The sequence below is a fragment of the bacterium genome, from assembly GCA_040754625.1.
Classification (GTDB): domain Bacteria; phylum JACRDZ01; class JAQUKH01; order JAQUKH01; family JAQUKH01; genus JAQUKH01.
In genome coordinates this window covers 1-20406 of sequence record JBFMCF010000122.1, presented here as the reverse complement: position 1 = coordinate 20406, position 20406 = coordinate 1, and the positions used below count along the sequence as shown (strand labels likewise).

17 protein-coding genes are annotated in these 20406 nt (G+C 40.7%); 1 reads left to right on the top strand and 16 read right to left on the bottom strand.

The window, feature by feature from the left end; all coding sequences use genetic code 11:
* The 16 genes from AB1498_11630 to AB1498_11555 all read right to left on the bottom strand — a co-directional run bounded on the left by AB1498_11630 (window position 1) and on the right by AB1498_11555 (window position 18886).
* A complete protein-coding gene (locus AB1498_11630) occupies window positions 1-1062 on the bottom strand; it encodes a radical SAM protein (GenBank protein MEW6088941.1) in 1062 nt (353 codons plus the stop codon).
* Entirely contained in the window at window positions 1059-5093 is a 4035-nt protein-coding gene (locus tag AB1498_11625) for a C25 family cysteine peptidase (protein MEW6088940.1), read from the bottom strand. Before AB1498_11625 ends, AB1498_11630 begins: the two co-directional genes overlap by 4 nt.
* A 36-nt stretch (window positions 5094-5129) precedes the next feature.
* Entirely contained in the window at window positions 5130-6140 is a 1011-nt protein-coding gene (locus AB1498_11620) for a nucleotidyltransferase family protein (GenBank protein MEW6088939.1), read from the bottom strand.
* A gap of 6 nt (window positions 6141-6146) precedes the next feature.
* Window positions 6147-7166: a hypothetical protein gene (locus tag AB1498_11615; protein MEW6088938.1), complete on the bottom strand. Its 1020-nt coding sequence runs from the start codon at window positions 7164-7166 to the stop codon at window positions 6147-6149.
* A gap of 78 nt (window positions 7167-7244) precedes the next feature.
* Entirely contained in the window at window positions 7245-7574 is a 330-nt protein-coding gene (locus AB1498_11610; protein ID MEW6088937.1) for a hypothetical protein, read from the bottom strand.
* A gap of 1 nt (window position 7575) precedes the next feature.
* On the bottom strand, window positions 7576-9030 hold the full coding sequence (locus AB1498_11605) for a hypothetical protein (protein ID MEW6088936.1): 1455 nt from the start codon (window positions 9028-9030) through the stop codon (window positions 7576-7578).
* Window positions 9031-9032: 2 nt separating this feature from the next.
* A complete protein-coding gene (locus AB1498_11600) occupies window positions 9033-9947 on the bottom strand; it encodes a prepilin-type N-terminal cleavage/methylation domain-containing protein (GenBank protein ID MEW6088935.1) in 915 nt (304 codons plus the stop codon).
* Between the two features lie 8 nt (window positions 9948-9955).
* Window positions 9956-12979 carry an Ig-like domain-containing protein gene (locus AB1498_11595; GenBank protein MEW6088934.1) on the bottom strand — a complete coding sequence of 1008 codons (3024 nt, stop codon included), beginning with the start codon at window positions 12977-12979 and terminating at the stop codon, window positions 9956-9958.
* 90 nt (window positions 12980-13069) lie between these two features.
* Window positions 13070-14815 (bottom strand): ABC transporter ATP-binding protein/permease, encoded by a 1746-nt coding sequence (locus AB1498_11590; GenBank protein MEW6088933.1) that lies wholly within the window; start codon window positions 14813-14815, stop codon window positions 13070-13072.
* 11 nt (window positions 14816-14826) lie between these two features.
* Entirely contained in the window at window positions 14827-15057 is a 231-nt protein-coding gene (locus AB1498_11585; protein ID MEW6088932.1) for a DUF167 domain-containing protein, read from the bottom strand.
* Window positions 15058-15060: 3 nt separating this feature from the next.
* Window positions 15061-15495: a DUF2141 domain-containing protein gene (locus tag AB1498_11580; GenBank protein ID MEW6088931.1), complete on the bottom strand. Its 435-nt coding sequence runs from the start codon at window positions 15493-15495 to the stop codon at window positions 15061-15063.
* Window positions 15495-16250: an amino acid ABC transporter ATP-binding protein gene (locus AB1498_11575; GenBank protein MEW6088930.1), complete on the bottom strand. Its 756-nt coding sequence runs from the start codon at window positions 16248-16250 to the stop codon at window positions 15495-15497. Before AB1498_11575 ends, AB1498_11580 begins: the two co-directional genes overlap by 1 nt.
* 104 nt (window positions 16251-16354) lie before the next feature.
* Window positions 16355-17857 carry an ABC transporter substrate-binding protein/permease gene (locus AB1498_11570; protein ID MEW6088929.1) on the bottom strand — a complete coding sequence of 501 codons (1503 nt, stop codon included), beginning with the start codon at window positions 17855-17857 and terminating at the stop codon, window positions 16355-16357.
* A 3-nt stretch (window positions 17858-17860) separates the two neighbouring features.
* On the bottom strand, window positions 17861-18040 hold the full coding sequence (locus AB1498_11565) for a hypothetical protein (protein ID MEW6088928.1): 180 nt from the start codon (window positions 18038-18040) through the stop codon (window positions 17861-17863).
* Window positions 18018-18539, bottom strand: a complete 522-nt coding sequence (locus tag AB1498_11560; protein MEW6088927.1) for a hypothetical protein — start codon at window positions 18537-18539, stop codon at window positions 18018-18020. The genes AB1498_11565 and AB1498_11560 overlap by 23 nt, the downstream gene beginning before the upstream one ends.
* Before the next feature lie 173 nt (window positions 18540-18712).
* Window positions 18713-18886 (bottom strand): hypothetical protein, encoded by a 174-nt coding sequence (locus tag AB1498_11555; protein MEW6088926.1) that lies wholly within the window; start codon window positions 18884-18886, stop codon window positions 18713-18715.
* 97 nt (window positions 18887-18983) lie between these two features.
* On the opposite strand from AB1498_11555, the gene AB1498_11550 reads away from it, so the two are divergent.
* On the top strand, window positions 18984-20279 hold the full coding sequence (locus AB1498_11550) for a PhoH family protein (protein MEW6088925.1): 1296 nt from the start codon (window positions 18984-18986) through the stop codon (window positions 20277-20279).
* The last annotated feature ends 127 nt before the right edge of the window (window positions 20280-20406 follow it).

Sequence of the window (20406 nt, the reverse complement as noted above, 5' to 3'; positions counted from 1 at the left end):
TTACCCGCCTCCTGATAGTTCATAATCTATCTTCGAAATACTTTTTAACGTATTATAACATGCTTCCATGTCTTTTTTCTCTAAATGAGACAACCCGATACATTTTTTGCAGGATTTTACATATTCACAGGAACGGCATAAAGGCAAATCGGCATATGTATGAAGCGAGTTTAACCGCGAACGTAAAACCGAGGCGGAATACCATATTTCCCTGAAAGACTTTTGCCTGATGTTTCCCATTGGAATAAGCAATTGAATGCATGGATAAACATCGCCGTACGGGGATATATAACACCCGATAGAACCTGTCCCGCAGAGAGGTTTTGAGAGAGGTTCATTCCAATATTCATGTTTTTTTGCCGTGAATTCGTTTGTTTGAGATAAAACATATTTCATCTCTTTTTCATCAAGCTGGTATTCCTGCGGCAACCTTGAACCGTCATTCTTAGGGGATATTTCAATATTAAAATGGTAATCATCCGCGCCGCTTTCTAAAGAAAATTTTGAAATTTCTTCCGAGGAGTGAAAATTAGGTTTCATTAAGGTGGATTTAAGGCCGACTTTTAAATTATTTTTTTTCAACATTTTTACCGCCTCCAGCAATTTATTAAAAGAACCTGGCACCCGGGTAATGGCGTCGTGAACACCCGCATCAGCCCCGTAAATGCTCATTTCGATTACAAGGGGCTGTAATTCCGCGAGGCGGTTTGCTGTTTCTTCATTTATTAACGTGCCGTTAGTAAATATATTAAGCGCGAAATTTCTTTTTTTGGCGTAAAAAGCTATTTCAAAAAAATCAGGGCGCGTAAAAAGTTCCCCCCCGGAAAGCGTAAGATATAAAGACCCCGTTTCAGCCAATTGATCTATTAAACTAAATATTTCCCGCGTTTCCATTTCCCTTTGACTGCGGGAAAAATCTTTCGAAAGGTTCTGGCAGTAACAGTGGACACAATTAAGGTTGCACTTGTATGTAAGGTCAAGGTGCGCCCATAAAGGAATCTTTTTTAATTCGGCATTTGCCAGAATATTATTAAATATTTTCCCTGAATTTGAGTCTGTCATTTTTGTCTTTTATCCTGCTTTAGCATTTCCTGCAAATGAAAAATCAAGGAACGGGGATAATTATAGTCCCCGCCTTCCCGCCTTATAAGCAAAGCAGGATCTCCCAAAAGATTAAAAGTCTGGATAACATTTTCCACTTTATTACTGGAACCTATCATACTTTTCTTTTGATATAAATTATGTTTTGCCCTGTAATGAAGCGCTCCCAATACATATTCACCTTCCTCAAAAAATGGCCTGTAAAAACCCTCTCCGAATATCTTCTGTTCTAAAACAGAAGAAAGTCCGCTTGGAGCGACACAGGCAACCGACCCTTTTCCATCCGCGGCAAGCAGTATTTCAGCAAGGCAATCCAGGCCTCCGGGATAAATGAAATAACCCGTGGCACAATCCATTGCTAAAAATATAATCGGTGACCCATTATTGTTAAGATATTCTATGTCGGAATCTTGGAATATACGGCTGCTTGATAAAAGGCTTATTCCCGCGTGCCCTGAATAGTTAAACATTAAAATGCCGTCATTTATATTATTAATGATTGACTGCCTTATAATTTCAGGTGTGGACCGGCTTAAATATAATTTGATTGCGGAATAACCGGAAGAGGAAAATATACCAGCCAATTCATCCGAAGCTATTTCAAATTGAGCGCCGATGTCCGCTGCAAAAAGAAGTTTTTTACTCCAGTCCACGGTATGATTTATATTTTCATAGCTCAGGATTTTTTCAATAACCGAACCAAGCTGGGTATTATTTTTGACCGGCAGCCTTCCAATAAACATTTCAGGCATTATGTCATTATTAAAATCCACAAACCAGTTATCCGACACGGTCTCGCCAAAATCAGGTGTATCCGTTAAAAAAACGGGAACCAGATTTTTTTCTCCTGACTGCCAGAAATCCCGATAATCAAATGTGCCGTCCCCGGCCAAAAGCACAAATACGGGCCTTGGACTGCGCCACTTTTGGTAAGCGTATTTCAAAAAATCTTTGATTGCCTCAGGCGAAAATATTCCGGAATTGAACTCATCATAAATGTCTTCGGCATCAACTAATTTGACATTAAGGCCCTGCGCCCTCCGGTGCTCAATAAGCGGCTGTAAAACCTCCTTAAAATCACGAGGAAAAATAACCAGATAATCCGCCTGATTATTCCTGCCTCTAAGATTCGACGCCCTATCCGGATATATATAAGGTTCGATTACGGCGCTGTCGGCAAAAACAAGATAACGGGTATTTTTCGAATCGAGCCCTTTAAAAATAACTGAATAATCATCTTCTGTTTCCCCGCTAACCTTAATATTAGTAAGACTAAATACTTTTCCCCTTTCATGTGCAAATACTTCGATATCCGGCGAAGAAAAACCCCTGATTTTAAAAGAAGTTTCATCTGAACCAGTCCCGGCATTAAAAATAATTTTATTTTCTTTCGCGTAAAGTTCGCGCGGGTAAATAATCTCAAACCAGTTCAAAAGAAAAATTTGAGAAAGTCTGCCTCCTTCATCAGGCGACTTAATCGTTAGTTTATTTTCTCCTTCCAATAAAAGATTCACGGATATTTTCTCGTTAAAAGTAAACGCCTCGTCATTAACCCATCCGGCCTCTCCTATTAAATTATCATTCAGGTAAATAACCGCCTTTTGACGATTATAGCCCGCACCAAATCCCCACCCTGACCCGCCCATAAAATTAACTCTTAAAACGGCCTCATCCCCGGCATAAACAATACGGTCCAGATTAATTTTAAAATCAAAACACGCGGGTGAAATAAATTCTTCCTCAAAAAACCAGTGTTCACCGCCTTTAAATTCCGGGTAATAAGAAATATTTTCCTCACAACGGACTGTCTCAATATAATCCGCAGCAACTGGTTCACTGTAATTAAGATTTAAAGGTTTTATCCCCAAAACATCCGGCTGGTCAAGTCTAAGCCAATAAATATTAACGGGGGTATACCGTGTCAAATTAGGTTTTCCATAAAACTCGATATAATCTGTTTCATCAAGCTTTTTGTCTTTTTCGCCAAAAATATGGATAGGAACCGTTTTCCCCCGGCTGGACATACTTACCCGCCGGGGATTAATCTTGTCAATGTCCCAGCCGCAATCAATCAGGTCTTGTGCCGTAATCCGGTAAATCCCTTCTTCTTCGACTTCTATTTTTAAAGGATTAAAACTTTCATAATTATGTTTTCTCATCTTCATTTTCACATAATCTTTTTCTTTGCTTGCGGAAGTTAATGCCTTCCCTTTAAAATCCGGCTTTTTGCTCCGGGAAAGAACAGGCTTTTTGTTTTCCGGAGATTCAGGGGATGTTTGTTCCGGAAAGTTTGTCCCGTCATCCAGCCGCGCGGAAGCAAGACGTTTCACCCGCCCATCCTTCATTACCTCTTCCAATATGTAACAAATATTCAAGGGAGGATTTTCATCAATATATTGATATTCCCTGCCTGAAAAGGGATTACCAAAAGCAGGGATAATTTTTTGTGTAATTTCTTCATAGCTGTTTGGATTATCCGGTGAAAAAGTGCGGTATATTTTGAAGCCGCGTGTGCGCAATTCCGATGCGGTTTTCCATGTAATCACCGCTTGCCTGTCCCGGGATACCGCCTGAAAAGCGATTAACTCAACCAATGTGGGATCAAAATTAGTGAAGGCAATACCCGCGCATGGATACGCGGCATTACTCAGACTGTTTTCAATAGGATTATCTCCCGCTGTTCCATCATCTATAACCGTCCAATTCGAGGCGCCTGTTACACCGTCATAATTCAATACCCATAAATCGGAATTGGAATCTATCGCACTTAACCACATCAGGCCGTTAGTTGCAAAATTCGGGTCGTGATTTACTTTTAGATGCCGCTTTACGCCTGAAACAAAATAATTCGGAGTCCTTGCCGGGTTATTTGCCGCCTGCTCCCACGACGCCGAGCTTTTTAACCATGTAAAATAGCTTAAGTTCAAAGCGGCCGCGTCTGTATAAACAACAACCGCCCTCCTGCCTGCCCCCGTGCCTGCCCAGCCGCAGGCCACAGCTTCATAATATGCCGCGGCGCCGCCGCCTGTATCGGCATTATTAAACAGGCTTATCCCGCCGGAACCATTCCAAATTCCCACCTGCGTGTCGTTTGTCCCGGTAGCGTAAGATCCAAAGGCGATATAATCCGTGCCTGGTTCAGAACCCAGGTCAATAATATTGGAAACATCACGAAACACTCCGTCATCAGCAGTATTATTCCATACAGTTGAACCCGCGGCCTTGGTCGCGGCACCCACACCCGCGGTCCCGTTAATACTGTATACAAGCAGGACATCGCCGCTCGACTGTTCATAAGCAATATCAAATTTTTTGGTATTTGTATTAACTAATGTCCCGCTCAATAACACGGCTGGCTCCGCGGTCCATGCAGAACCGTCCCAGATAAAGGCATTCAGGTCATCGTTGGCGTCAGAAAAAGCAAGGGCAATCTCATCAATGCCGGGCCTTGCCTCCATTACCACCCACTCTACCCTATTGGTGGTCCTGTTAGATTCTAATGTTGAAGAAGAGATATCCCAGACACCGTCCACGCGTTTTCTATAAGAAAGCTCATTAGTTGTCCCCCCGTTTGAATAAACCACAAGGCAGTCCCCCGAGTCCTGTTCATATTCAATGTCAAAATTCCCAAAAAGCGCAGAAGGAGGGGCATTGTCAAACCAGCTCAATGTCCAGCTTCCTCCTGAATACGTATAAACGGTAAGCCGGGTATTGGCCGAGGTAAGCACACCCGCAACATACTCATCATCCTGGGGCGATACCTTTACAATCACGCGATTGATAACTGTTTCCGCGGCGGGCAGACTGTTCACCGCCCCCCAGCTGCCGCCGACAGAAAAATCACGTGTTTTTGGCTGGTTAGCGGGCGCAGTTACATTCCCATAGATAATTTTCCCGTCACCCCCCGATGAGATTGCCTGGCTGATTGTTATAACCCTGAATATAATTAAAACATTTAAAATTATTTTTATTGATTTATTATTAATTCCCATTTTGAACACAATCTTTTCTTATTATGTTATATTATATCAATTATTCAACCTTAAAGATAATCCCGTAAAAATAAATCTAGCCTTATCTGAAAATTTTTTATTTACCGCCATATACAAAAGAATACAAATATCCTCGTTTGGGACCCTGCTTTTCCTGATATAATTTATGACGCATTTTTCCCATAAAGAAATTCCTTCCGGCCTTAAATCATTGAGAAATTTTTCCGGGAGGCCGGTGTAAAACATCTCATTGCTTAAAAAAAGCCCTAAATACAGCGGGACAATCAAGTTCCAGGAGCAGGATAGATTTTGAAGTTTGTCCCAATCCAGAGAATTCTTATATCGCGTAACATAGGAATGAATATCGTATATAATATTTATCCTGCAAAAACCATGCCTCAGGCCGTGTTCGCACAAAGACAGAAGCATATATTCCGGAGACATAATATAAATATTTTTTTCTTTATCCGCTGGTTTTGCAAATTGCCAGATTTCCGGAATATTAATTTTCGGCCAGTTTAATTCAATAAAATCCCCGGATAAATTCACAATATGCCAATGAAGGTGTAAGGGCGCAAGCACAGGCCGGTCTTTTTCATGTTTAAAATACATCTTGACTTTTCTGTATCCGCCTCCACAGGGTGGGATGTATCCAAAAGATTTGAGAACACCATCGGCCCTTTCCACATCCTCTTCCCTTATTAAAATATCCACATCTTCCATTCTTCTTGTCCCGATATGGACATTGTAAACCGTATGTAAAAAGAATATGCCCTTTAATAAAATAACAGGTATATTTTCTTTTTGAAATGATGAGCGGATTTGTTCAAACTCATCAAGGATAAATGTATTCCTTATTGAATTTATTTTATAAGTTTTTTCCAGGTAAAGATAAATATCGCAGGGTACGGATATTTTCTTAAAATCTTTAATTTTATAAAACAAAAGAGGTGAGACTTTATGATATCGGGCGGATAATAAAATTTTTTTCCAGTCTAATATACCCGCGGGTTCCTTCACATTAAGCAAAGATATTAAACTTTGCATCGCGTTTCAGCTTTCTTTGTGTATTTCTTCTTCTTTCAAATGCCTTTTAATAAATTGCGTGGGTTGTTTAATCAAATCGATTATTTTGGATTTATTCAGCTTTTTCCCGTTTACATCATGGGTGATTTCAACAACAGGCCTCAGCAAAAAACCCAAATTCCTTTTTATCACCCTCCCGTCTTCCCCCGAATTCATTTTAACATTGGTGTCAACGGGATACGGCCCTCCGATTCTTTCAATTAAGACCTTGAGTATTTTTTCCTCATAGGATTCCTTTCTCTCTATAAGTTCCCTGAGCGCTTCAAACGGATGTATTTTTTCCCGGTACGGCCGCATATGAGTCATTGCCTCGTAAATTTCAACTATCGTTATTATGTAAGTACTTTCATCGGGCTTTCTATTCATATTTTCTAAAATTGCGAGGTTCTGGTCTATAACCGAATTAACCCAATTGATTATTTCCCTGCCGTCTTTTAAATTAGATAAATATTCCCGGACAGTGATACTGCCATTTTTTACCTCGCAATATTCATCATCCGTCAGCTTGCGCGGCTGGGTAATTAAATTATAAAATTGTGTTATCCCGATATCGTGAAATAAAGCAAGTATCCCAAGCCTTGTCAGCCTGGATTTATCATATCCCAAACCAATGCCTACATCGATAGACAAAATACACACATTTACAACATGGTTATATATAAAAACTTCTTTTGACGGCAAATTAAAAAGCCCCAGGAGTTCGTCATTCCCCTGCAGCAATTGGTCAACAAATGTCTCAATATATAAAAAAATATACTCCTCGTCTTTTCCATTAATGCTTTTTTTCTCTTTTATTTTATCATAAATATATTCAACAAAGTCGGCAACAATATAATATATTTTTTCAAGCTCACCCCTGCTGTAAATTTTCCCGTTTTCCATAACAGGAGTCTGGATTTCAGTCTTTTCATCCGTTTTCTTAAGCAAATTATCGTATACTTCTTTTTTATCGGCCTGTTTTTTCAGGATATCCGCCATCCGTACCATAAATTTTACCCCTTTTAATGCGTAAACAATTCTATTATACCAGATATTATCAATTACTATTCCAGTTTTTAAGCTTTTTTAGAAAATAAATTTAGCCTGCGGGTCTTTTTTCAGCACTTCTTCATGCGCCTGCCTGGTATCTTTCGCTTCCTCTTCGGGCAGGTTTAATTTTTGCCTGAGCAGGCTTATTTCGTATTGTGACGCGGGCGGAACAATCCTGCCTTCAGGTTTTATACCGGTATTAATTTCCGTCCCTGATTTGCTTTCAATTATTATTTTCTCAATGGTACTGTCATAACTTTTTTCCGTTAACTCTTTTTTACTTTGAATATCAAACAAACTGATAATTATAATTATTATTACTGCAGCGGCAGCGTAATACCATATTTCGGGGTTCTGATTTTTCATATTATACTCCTTCTTCGTGCCAATTCCAGATACAAGGCGGGGAATACGAAATATAGTTTGGCGGCGCAAAAAGCCTGAAATTATTATCGTAATTATAAAACCTTTGTTTAAATCCCCAGTAGTTCGGCCCGCTTGTCATTTTAAAATATACATATAAATTGCTTGCCATCGACCCGTTTATTATCAAGGTCCCTTTCTTGGGCGTAGAAAAATCCAGTTTAAAATACACCTGGTTCCCCGCGAAAAGCGCGGCGGAAATTATTAAATCGCCTGTTATCCCGTCAGACTGGGGGGACGCCGGGGTACCCTGCCCCTGTTCGTTGGCAAAATCGAGAGTTGAGTTAATGTCCTGAGGAATAACAACATTATTTCTGGCCATCAGCCCCATAATATGGGGTTCATTTAATGGAGGGGCATACGCGGAATAAAGAATATTCCCCTGTATATAAACATTGCTTGTGGCCGCGACTGTCACCTGTCCCTGCAGGGTCCCCTGGACATAAACATTGGTATCGGAATAAATTGTTTTCTGGCTGAGTTCATTAAGGTAATATTTTTGGGCCGGGTCGTTATTGAGTATAACATAACCTCCAAGGCCGGGAGAATCTTCTTCAAAGAAATCAACTATTAAATCGCCGCTGGAATGAATTCCGCCGGAGATGGCTTTATAACGGGATTGATTAAAATCATTTGATACCGGATTTATCCTCGCCTGGCTGTCAAGCGGCGGCATATCCACTGTCCCGTCCGCGGGGTTTATATCGTCAAAAACACCCCAGCCCTGGGATACTACCTGCCCGGCGGCACCGGCTGTAATTACACTCCCGCTTGAATTTCTGAATTTTCCTGTAACCGTTAATTTATTATGAAAAAGGGCTCCCTTGTCCACAAAATTTATATCACCGTTTACATGCATCGGCCCAAAAACATTGTAAGAACTACCTACATTCTGGTTGGAATTGCCGACGAAAAGGAATATGTCGCTCATGGATGACTGCTGGACAGCCGCGGCAGTCGCCACAATCTTTCTCTGGATCTTTTTGTCGCCTGCATCATCATAATCCCCGTCATTATTATTGTCGGAAATAAAATATGTGCCGACGGAGGTTATTGTGTAAAGGTCCTGGCCCGCGATGTCATTGATATTTTCCACTTCAACACGGACATTTCCCTGCGTGCTGTCTATGGCATGGTCAAAGCCCAGGTGAAATTGGCCGTCAACACTGGGGGCCTTGCTGTTCAGCCAATTTGTCCCGCGTTCCAGGATAAACCACCGGGCTTCTTCTACTCCCGCTTCCGCGTAAAACAACGCCCTTTCTTTTCCTTTGGATTGTTCAGTCTGCTGGTATTGAATATTGCTTGTTTTTAATAAAACTATTCCAAATATTGTAAGGATTCCGGCTATGCTCAGCACTATAATTAAAGCGATGCCTTTTTCTTTATTTGTTTTTTTCATATTTATCCACCTCCAGGCTGTAATATCCGGGGATAGACTTTAGAACTCAGATATTCAAGCGCATTATCCCTGGATACGGCAATTATTACTTCTATGCTCCGGACATTTCCAATGCTGGCATTAATATTAACAGTTTTTTCCGTGTCGTCCCGGCATATGATGCTAAGTCCCACAACATTTTCAACTAAAGTCTTGCTGGTACCGAGAGTTATATTTTCTCTTATTAAATTCCCGTTTAAAATACGGTATCTTACTTTATAACCAATGCCGATGCCATGGTCGGGATCTTCGCCGTCAAATCCATCCATATCGTTATCTGTGGCATCGATAACCGTATCTTCGTTCGTCTGGCCGTCATTATCGTCATCGATAACATTTGATGTATAGAGGACTCCCGGGGCCAACCCTTCGGCGGCGGCCCGACCGGATACATCATAGTCATTGAATATTATTGAATCGTTGGAATCAAGGTCTATATCATCTTCGTCAATAGTCCCGTCAGCATCGTCGTCGGGATTGCCGTCGCCGCTTTCATCGATTTCCGGCGTGTTGGGATTATCCATGTCCCCGATGGGGTCCTCATTGCAATAACTGTCACCGTCATTATCGTCATCCACTGTTCCCGTGTTTGTAATATCGACATCATTATTTGCGCCGCTTGGCATGTTTCTCGTCAATGGCTTGAATTCATTGTCAATAAGCATTGTCATTTCCCTTAAATCTTTACACATCATGTCCAGCCCTAATTTTATCTGGCTCTGGAGGGTATGTTTTACATCTATTTTCCTTTTTGTCTTGAAAAAATACTGGAATATTCCCGTGGCCATGGCCATAACAATTGAAAATATACCTATAGCCACCATTAATTCCATTAGAGAAATTCCTTTTTGACGGTGTTTGTTTGCATAATTGAGCATTTCTTTTTTTATAATCCTTCCTTGATTGTTATATCATCAATATTCCAGCCGCTGTAATTGTTGCTGCCGTTGCTTTTAAGTTCAAACCTTATTTGCACATTGGGTTTATTATTCGCCCAGGTGGAAATATCGATTGTTTCTTTGATCCAGCTGTTGTCAACGGTCGCGGTGTCCGTGCTGTTTTCAAACAGCCTGAACCAGCCGCCGCCATTATTTATGTCCACATACGCCTTATCCCTTCCACGTTTATCAACGTTTAACCAGCGGTAGTATGTCAAATAAATATTGGTATGCCCCGTGCAGTCAATAACAGGGGACACTAAATAATTTTCGGAGTTGGGCTCATAATCGCCGTCACCTGTTAAATCATTTCCATAACAATTAGCCCCTGAATGGGCGCTGCCGGGATCCGGGTTGCCGCGGTATGTGCCGCCTTTTGCCTGGGGCGGACCGACCTGCCAGTCATCGACCCCGAGAAAACCGTTTTTATAATGCGTCCACGTCCCTGTATAATTACCCATAATCCCTCCGTCATAGTCGTCAAAAAATATAAAAGGAGGCGGGCCGATTGTAAAACTATAAGGGTTTGTCGGCGAGGATGTATAATTTCCATCCACACTTACCATATCGAAATAAGAAATGTTTGACGCCGCATCTTCAGCCTTAAAATAGTATTGTATCATGCCTTCCGGCAGAATACTGGGAATAGTTACATAACTTGGGTCAATAATCGCGCTGAATTCGGCGTCTTTATTTGTTTCGTTCCAGCTTAAAAATGTCATCTGCGCGTTATACCATCTGCTCCATGTCCACCCGCCAAACCCGTCATCTATTTTATTTTGATAATAAAGAAAAACCTTGTTTTGAGGCAGATTAACATTATCCTTTACGCGCGCGCGGATTGTAACTGCCGTATTCCTGATCTGCCCGTTCGGGGGCGGGGTGTGGTCATTGTGCCAGAAAACAGGGGGCAGGGTATCCGGTGTTGAAAGCATCCAGGTATACGCAATTTCCATGTTAAGGCCGTCGGTATCCCTGGCTGTGGTATTAATGGTAAAAGTATAAGTTTCATTATTTTGAAAAATATCTGCCTGGTTATCATTAAATGTTATGGTTTTGTTCAGGGATGACCAGTTTGTACTCTGGGACAATAGCGCGGAAGTAATATCCCCGCTCGAGCTTCCTATAACAGAAAGCCCGTCCTTTATTGACTGAACATCCATTTCTTTATTGAAATATACTATTATTTCGGAATTTAAAGCGATATTGTTCTGGCCGTTTGCGGGGTAAACCGACGTTATTACCGGATGGGTCGTTATCTTAAAATACCATTTGGCCTGGTCGGCGTAATTTGGATGTTCCCATACACCGTTTAGAACATTCAATGTTCCGTCGCCGTTAATATCCACGCCATAGGTTGTTTCATTAATATTGTCCGCGGTATCGTCTTTATCCCCGTCAGGTCCCCCTGTTCCCGTATTGTCGGTAAAATCCAACCCGTTATCTTTAGCATCCAGTATTACTTCATAAACATAATCCATTGTCAAATCGGAAGGCGGTGTAAAATATACAAGCCCGCCGGAATATGTATGGCTGACGGGGGCCCCGTCCAATTTTAACACAACGGAAGAAGGGTCTATCCCTGAAGCGCCTTCAGTAGCGCAAGTGCAACTGTCGCAAACATGAGGATGGTCTTCCAGGACAGCGGATATAGTCGGGCGTAAGTCTGTGAGAATAGCTGGCACCGCGGGATCCGTTGATATTTGCCCTGTAACCGTGTTAACCGGAGCACTTGCATATATTACCGGTTTTACATTATCAGGAGAACTTGGGCCTGTAATAGTAAAGTCTGTCGAAGCTGTCGCGGCATTTCCGGCGATATCGGATATCGTCAAGTTAACAACATAAGACCCATCCAATAAGTCTGTGCCCGGGGTGTAATTTATTTTTAATTCATATTCATTCAGGCTTCCGTCTGTCGCCTGTGTGATTTTACTTATATTTGCAAGCTCCTCACCTGACAATGGGTTTCCATTTATTGTGATTATCAGGGAGTCAGGGTCAAGCAGGCTTGGTTTTGGAACATTTGGCCCGCTGTAACTCGGGTTCCCCTCATCTTTAAATATAACAGAAATTAACGGCCTCCGGTCGCCCAGTGAACTGCTCGGGGAAGGGACCAGATTACGATAGGTAGGATCATAAGTATCAATAAGGACCCCTTTTTTCTCTATGCCCCATAATCCCACGACCTGTCCCGGCATATTTCTGCCTTTAACAGTTATCGTTGCGTTGCCTTCCACGGTATCACCCGGGTTATGTATAGGATTGCCGTCGTCTGTGACAGTAAAAAAACCTCTCCATTCATTTGGTGTCCCTGTTGGCGTAAACGCCCCTGAAGTAAAAATATTACCGCTGTTTGTCCCGTCGGGGAAAAGTATGCTTACGTCTATCGGGTTGCCGGAAGCAGCCGACGGGTCGAGAGCTTCTGAAGCAAGGACTGTAATAATTATATTGCCTTCATTTGTAATTTCGGGACTGGCAGTAATTTTAAACTGGGGCAGGTTAGTGTGGCCGCCGGATGAAACCAGGCTTTCAAGGATAATATCGTCTATTCTTTTAGGTGATTTTTTATCCGATATTACCACCCTCAGCCTCATAATGTTTGTTTCGTTGTCGGTTTTAACAAGTTCTATTTGATCGCCGTCACCGTCCTCATCAGCCCAGTCCTGGTCAACAAAATCCACAGTGATCTGCTGTTCAAAACCGGTACCCGGTATATTGTCGGTACGGCCGTCAATTACGCCCCCGTCAATAGCTTTTAGTTTCGTAAAATCCAGGGACTTGTATTCCTCCATTGTTTTTCGCGCCAGTACCTGCGCCTGATTCTTTATCTTGTTTTTTTGTGTCATCCGCAGTGTATTTATATACAAAATTTCCAGGCCTAAAACAAGTGTAATCAGGACAGTCATCGCGACAAGAAGTTCAATTAAACCAAATCCTTCTTGATTGGAAAGGACAACTTTTTCCCTCATGGTAACACCCACTCCTGTTTAGTTTATATACCAGAAATTGACACACATACAACAAAATATCGGTTTTTTGCCAGAAAAATATAATAGAAATTAATATTGAATAAGGCTTCCCTGTTTCCGCGCGGTATCCAGGGCATACCTGAATGAAAATTTGGCAAGGGGGACAAGAAAAACAGAAAATATTAAAAGAATCGCGCATTCTTTTTGTATCCGGTATAACGGGTAACCCTTGTAAACCGAGAGTTCCATGGCTTTAATCGCATAGGTTACCGGGAACAAGTTTGCGAGGTTTTGAAGGAACTGCGGCATCACGTTAACAGGGAAATAGACCCCGCCGACCAAACCTTCCAGTGTGTTCAGCAGCCACCCGGCCGGATTACCCCTTTTAAAAACCATGATAAAACTGGCCGAAATTATTCCAAGGCACGAGAAAGAAATAACCGTAAGCACAAGGACCACTAAACTTGAGAAAATATTTATATTTGAAAAATCTATCCTGAATAAAAACTGCCCTGAAAGAAAATAAATCAAAACATCCAGCACGGCGAAAATAAAATTCCATAAACCCATCCCAAGGATTATCACATAAATATTGGCGGGCGTAACCAACAGGGATTCCAGGGTTCCCTGCATCTGTTCATTTCTTATTTGGTAGGAAAAAGAACCGATACCTGTCCCGATGAAATTAAAAAACGCCATACTTAAAAGCACATAAGAAAAATAATTCACGCCGAATTCCTCCATATAAGGCGTAATTCTATGGCCGAACAGCCTGTCGATAAAAAAATACGTCAATAATGTAATTCCCGTGGTAAAAACATTCATCAGGAAATTCAGCTTATAACTTGTTTCCAGCAGAAAATCTTTTTTTATCAAGGAATATACTTCTCTAAGCCCCGTTAGAGAACTTCGTCCTTTAACAGTTTGCGTTAATTCCTTAAGAAAATACTCGTTGCTCTTGTCAGAAAAATTTTCTTTTACTGAATCACTCTTGTTATGCTCAGTTTCTAATTGTGTTGAAGTCGCTTTTGAACTATTATCAGCTTGAAGCTGGCGGTTTTCTCTAACGGGGTAAACATTTTTTGTGAGCTCCAGGTAAATATCCGCCAGATTTTTTCCGCTGCAATTCGCCCGGGTTCCAAGTTCGCTTTTTGTCCCTGACCCGCATATTCTACCCTTATGAATTACAATAAACAAATCACAGAGTTCCCCGGCTTCATGCAAATGATGAGTGGCGAGGATTATCGTTTTGCCGTTATTTATAAGAATTTTTACATACTTCTTCATCTCTTCCACTGAATTGTAATCCAGATTTTCCATTGGTTCATCCAGAAGAAGGATTTGGGGATTATGGATAAGCGCCCTGACAAAAGCCATTTTTCTTTTCATTCCCGCGGAATAAGAATCAAACCTTCGTTCACCGTAATCTATTTTAAACAAATCAAAAAGATCTTTTATTCTGGCCCCGCTTTCCTTTTTATTTAAACCATATAAACCGGCGAAAAATTCCAAATTCTGGATCCCGGTAAGCCTCCAGTAAAAACTTCTTTCCTCATTTGCCACAAGGCCTATCAAGGACTTGATCTTCTCATCATGTTTGTTTAACTCATGGCCTTTTACGGCCACAGTACCATTATCCGGGAGGATTAATGTGGATATTATTTTTAAAAGAGTGGTTTTGCCGGCGCCGTTCGGGCCTAACAACCCGTAACATCTGCCTTCTTCAATATCAAGATTTATGCCTGAAAGCGCGGTTGTGATTTCTGTTTTAAATCCAAAATAATTATACGAGGTAAAACTCTTGTTCAGGTTTTTTATTTCGATTATTGGGGGCATTTAAAGTAATATTAATTCTTATTTGGAGATATTTCAATAAGTTTTTCGCGGGATTTTTCGCCGCGAATAATCTTAATGTCCCGTTTTTTGACCTGGTAAAATTCGCTTAGGACTTCAATAACCGCTTTGTTCGCCTTGCCGTCAACCGCCGGCGCCGTCACTCGTACTTTAAAAATGCCGTCTTCTTCCGAAACACTGTTCTTGCGAGCGTTGGGAATGACTTTGATATTTATTTTTTTCATAATTTAATACTGGGCTTTTATTTCTATATTCAAACTGGCTGAATCTAATTTGAATTTTGCCTCATCAAATCTCGGGGGGCGCATGGAAGGATTCGGATTATTGGAAGCCCCATAGCCTTCTTTCGGAATACCTAAAAAATTGCTGTCTAATTTATCATTTCCATTTTCGTCATGGTAAATAGAAACCGCATATATTCCATAGGGTATATCATTAAAAATAAATTCTGCTTTCTTGTCTCTTATTGTTGTTTTTTCTTTTATAAATGCCTTTTTACCATTATCAGGAAAACCTTCTTTAGAGTTAAACAATGCGATTTTCAGAGATCCTTTGTCATTTCTGAAATCAGTTATAACAACTCTTATTGTTCCCGATAAATCATTAGCCGAAATAATCGAATTAAATAGTAAAAAGATAGTTATCAGATAAATCTTTTTCATTACCTGTTTATTATCCTGCTCAGGAATAATTTTGTACGCTCGGTTTTAGGATTTGTAAAGATCTCATCGGGCAGGCCTGTTTCGATAATATCGCCTTTATCAAAAACAACCACACGGTCAGCCACTTCGCGGGCAAAATGCATCAAATGGGTTACGATCAAAGTTGTCATTCCCCCATCGACCAGATCTTTAATAACGGAAAGAACCTCGCCTACCATCTCCGGGTCAAGGGAAGAAGTCGGCTCATCAAAAAGCATCGCTTCAGGTTTCATCGCGAGAGCTCGGACAATAGCAACCCGCTGTTGCTCCCCTCCCGAGAGGTCTTCAGGATGACAATTTACCTTATTTTCAAGATTTATACGGCGTAATAGAGTTAACGCGTTTTCAGAGGCTGTATTTTTGTCAGCACCCAAAACCCTTACCGGAGCCTCGATAATATTTTCAAGAACAGTCATATGAGGGAACAGATTAAACTGTTGAAAGACCATTCCGACTTTCAATCTTATTTTGCGGATAGCTTCAAGATCTTCTTTTGTCGGATTTATCCTGTTAATCGAATGAAGTTCAATTCCATCAACAATCACTTCACCCTTTTGAAAATATTCAAGGCCGTTTACGCATCGTAAAAATGTGCTTTTCCCGCTTCCCGAAGGGCCTATAAAAGCAACCACCTCGCCTTTTTTTATATCGAGGCTTATGCCTTTAAAAAGATGATGGTGGTGGTATGATTTATGCAGATTTTTTACGGTAATCATTTTATTTCCTTACGCAAATTGGTTTTATCTCAATCTCTCTTTTTTAGACCATGGGAAAAACGGTTTAAACCGTTTAAACAGCTTGAACCGTTCAAAATAAAACCCTACTTTTTTCTTTTTAACCTGCCTTCCAGCCTTCTCGCCATAATCGACAGAGGATAACTCATTCCAAAATATAAAAGCGCCGTTATCAGTCCCAGTTCAAAATACCTCAGTGTCGATGCCGCGTGGATACTGAAAGTCTTTGTCAATTCAACCATCGCGATAATCGAAACAAGGGATGAATCTTTGAAAAGCGCTATGAAATCATTTGTAATTCCCGGAAGCGCAATCTTTAACGCCTGGGGTAAAATTATTTTCCGTATCGCGAGGTTCCGGGACATACCCAGGGACAGAGCGGCCTCCATCTGGCCTTTTGGGATTGCCGAAATCCCCGCCCTGTAAAGTTCAGCTTCATAAGCCGCGTAATTCATTCCAAGACCGATAAAAGCGGCAAGTATCGGGCTTAATGAAATACCGATATTCGGAAGGCCGTAATAAATAATATAAAGCTGGATTAAAAGCGGAGTCCCGCGGTAAATTTCAATATACGCGGTTGATAAATAAGTCAATGGAGGCCGGCCGTATAAACGTATCAAAGTAAGAAATAACCCGATTGTAACGGCTAATGCCATTGAGACAACCGAAACAACAATTGTTATTCCGGCGCCCTTGAATAAAGACGGCAAAAATGTGTAAACAGGGGCCTTCCGGCTTTTTTCTAAATCTGCGTAACCGCTTTCAACCTGTATTTTTTCAAAAAGCTTATCTTGGGCATCATTCCATAAATCCCATTTTTCATATATCTTTTTTAATTCACCCGATTTAAGAAGCTCAGCGAGGATTTCATCGATCTTAATTTTTAAATCCTCATCCTCCTGCCGGATGCATATCCCGTATAAACCTTCTCCCATCGGCTTTCCCGCGTATTTCAGTTTTGGATTGGGTTTCCCGTAAAACGCCGCGATCGGCAGGTCCAGAAGCACCGCGTCAATCCTTCCGATGGCAAGGTCTTCATAAGGTTCAACCTGGCCCGGATATATCCGGACATCAACTCCTCCCAAATTCTGAAGAATGTCCTGCGCGACAGTGCCGGAAAGCGTCCCGACTTTTTTGCCTTTAAGGTCATTAACGTCATTTATTTTTTCTTCTTCCTTCCGGACCACCAGTTGTTCAACATAAACATAATAAGGTTTTGAAAATAAAATCTTTTCCTTGCGCTGGTCCGTGATTTCAATGCCGTTCATCGCGATATCAAAATCGCCGCGCTCAAGCGCCGGGACAAGCCCGTCCCACGCGTTCTGCCCGTGTTTCGCCTTGACGCCTAATTTATTGGCAATCGCCTCCGCGAGATCAACTTCAAAACCTATATACTGTTCGGGATTTCCAGGATCCGGGAAAATATAAGGCGCCCCGCCCTCCGCGTCCGCCCCCCATATAAGTGAACCGCGTTCCTTAATCCTTTCCAATACCGGTTTTTCAGCGCTGAATAACACCTTTAGCGGCAAACTTAAAATAAAAAATAGAGAAAAAATAAAAAATATTTCATTAAATAATTTTTTAGACATATTTCATATAGTCCAAAGATGATATTTGCGGTTGTTTTTTTCTTCCGGTTTTTTAATATCCAAAACTATTTTTTGCAATTTCACAAGCCGGCGTATTTTTTCTTCAATGGGCAGATCAGCTTGACGTTTATGAAATTTGTTTTTATTTTCAAATATTTTTTTAATGTTTTTCGGATATATCATATTTCCTTTTAAACTCCTCAAACGCGTTTTCCAGATTGTGTTTAACAAGAATTTTTTTTAATAAGTTATCGGAAACCTCCGTTTCGTCAAAGAATTTTATCATTCTGGCTATATCCTTCGGCCTGTTAGTCTGAAGCATAATCGCCAGTAAATATTCTTTTTGTAAAACAAATACCGGAGTTTTCTTGTAATTTCGTGCCAACGCGTTAATTACCGCCTCTTTTACAAGCTCATTATAAGCAGGAATAAATTGCACGGGAATATCTTCAATGATAATATATTCTTTTCCCGGTTTATATCCTTTTTCTTTTAGCCATTCATATATCGGCGAAAGCGACACCAATATGTTATTCTCTTCAGGCAAAACAACGAAAATATCCAGATCAAAAGTGGCAAAAGGTTCAACATAAAAAATCGCGGCAATTCCCCCCGCCACGGCATATTTCTTTAATATCCCGTCACTCTGCATCTGGTTGATTACCCGTAGAGTCTTTTCCATAAATTTATTTAATTATTTTTTACGCATCCATATTTTAATATTAACATATTCTATCATTTATTTTTTCTTCCAGTAAATGGTTTCGTTGGTAAGAAATATCTATTTTTCCCATATTTTTCCATTAAAATTTCAATATATTTTATATCCTCTTTATCTTTTCTTTATTTAAAGTTTTAATGAATTTTATCGGGTCGACGAAGTTTTCTGGTTGCATGAAGCAATTTCTTTTGCGCTTTATTCAGTTTTTCAACAGCCTTAATTTTCTTTTCGGGTGAAAGCCTGGAAAACCAGTTAATATTTTTTTCAATTTCTTTCCGCTCTGATATTGGAATTTTTAACTCGGGCATAAAATATCCTTTTTTTTTCTATATAATCAATTTTTTTAACCGATATTATAGCATATAATCATCCAAATATTTATTTTTTGGCATAGGAGGATTTAATTTGAAAAAAACCTTTGTGATCGATACCAATGTCCTGATACATAATCCCGACGCATTGACGTCTTTCGCGGACAACGACGTTGTGCTCCCAATTACCGTCATAGAGGAGCTGGATAGGTTTAAAAGTTCCTCGGATGAACGCGGCAGGAACGCGAGAATCGTTACAAGGTTTTTGGACAGCCTGCGAAGCGGAGCTAAACTCAGCGAAGGCGTGCCTTTAGAAAATGGAGGAAGACTTAGAATAGAATTGAATTATGAATCCGACCTGCCGTCGGGAATGAACCATGCGGCCTCCGACAATAAGATTTTAATGACAGCCCTGAAACTGCAGAAAAAAGGCGAAAAAGTATTTTTTGTGACCAAGGACATAAATGCGAGAATCAAAGCGGATGCATTGGGAATAGAAGCGCGGGATTTTGAAAAACAAAAGGTCAATATTGAAGAATTGTATTCCGGCTGGAAAGAAATTTTAGTCCCCAAAGAAAAAGTGGACAGTTTCTATTTAAAAAAAGAACTTGCCTTAAAAGACACTGACCTCAACAATAATCAATTCGTTCTTTTAAAAAGTAATGAAAATCCGGATAAAACTGCCCTCGGAAAATATTTAAAGAGGTTTAATAAAATAGTGCCTCTATTCCATCAAAAAACAAACGTATGGGGAATAAGGCCCCTTAATATGCAGCAGCAATTCGCGGTTGAGCTTTTGCTCTGCGAGGAAATCAAACTTGTGACCCTCGTCGGCACCGCGGGCACGGGAAAAACGCTTCTTGCGATTGCCGCCGGGCTCCATAAAACATTCAATGAAAACAAATATAACAAAATTTTAATATCCCGGCCGATTATCCCGCTTGGGAAAGATATAGGTTTTCTTCCCGGAGATAAAGAAGCAAAACTCTCGCATTGGATGCAGCCTATATTCGACAACCTGGAATATCTGATGTATATGAATAAAAACACGGATGAAACTTATGAGTCCATCACTAAATCCAGCAGGATGGAACTCGAGGCCGTAACTTATATACGCGGAAGGACGCTTCCTAACCAGTTTTTTATTGTTGATGAGGCGCAAAACTTAACCCCGCATGAGGTAAAAACCATCATAAGCCGGGCGGGAGAAAACACGAAAGTAATCCTCACGGGGGACCCTTATCAAATCGACAACCCTTACCTCGACTCAAACAGCAACGGGTTAACATACGTCGCGGAACGTTTCAAGGGTGAAGAACTATTCGGGCATATCACGCTTGAAAAAAGCGAGAGAAGCCATTTGTCCTCGCTCGCGGTGAATTTGTTATAGAAAAGGACTATCCCCAAAAAATAGACATAGAAAACAGTAAGTAGTTGTGAAATAAGGAATAAATAAAAAAAGGAAGTGTAAAAGCATAATTTTTTATATTTTTCAAAAAAATGGGGATACTTTTTTA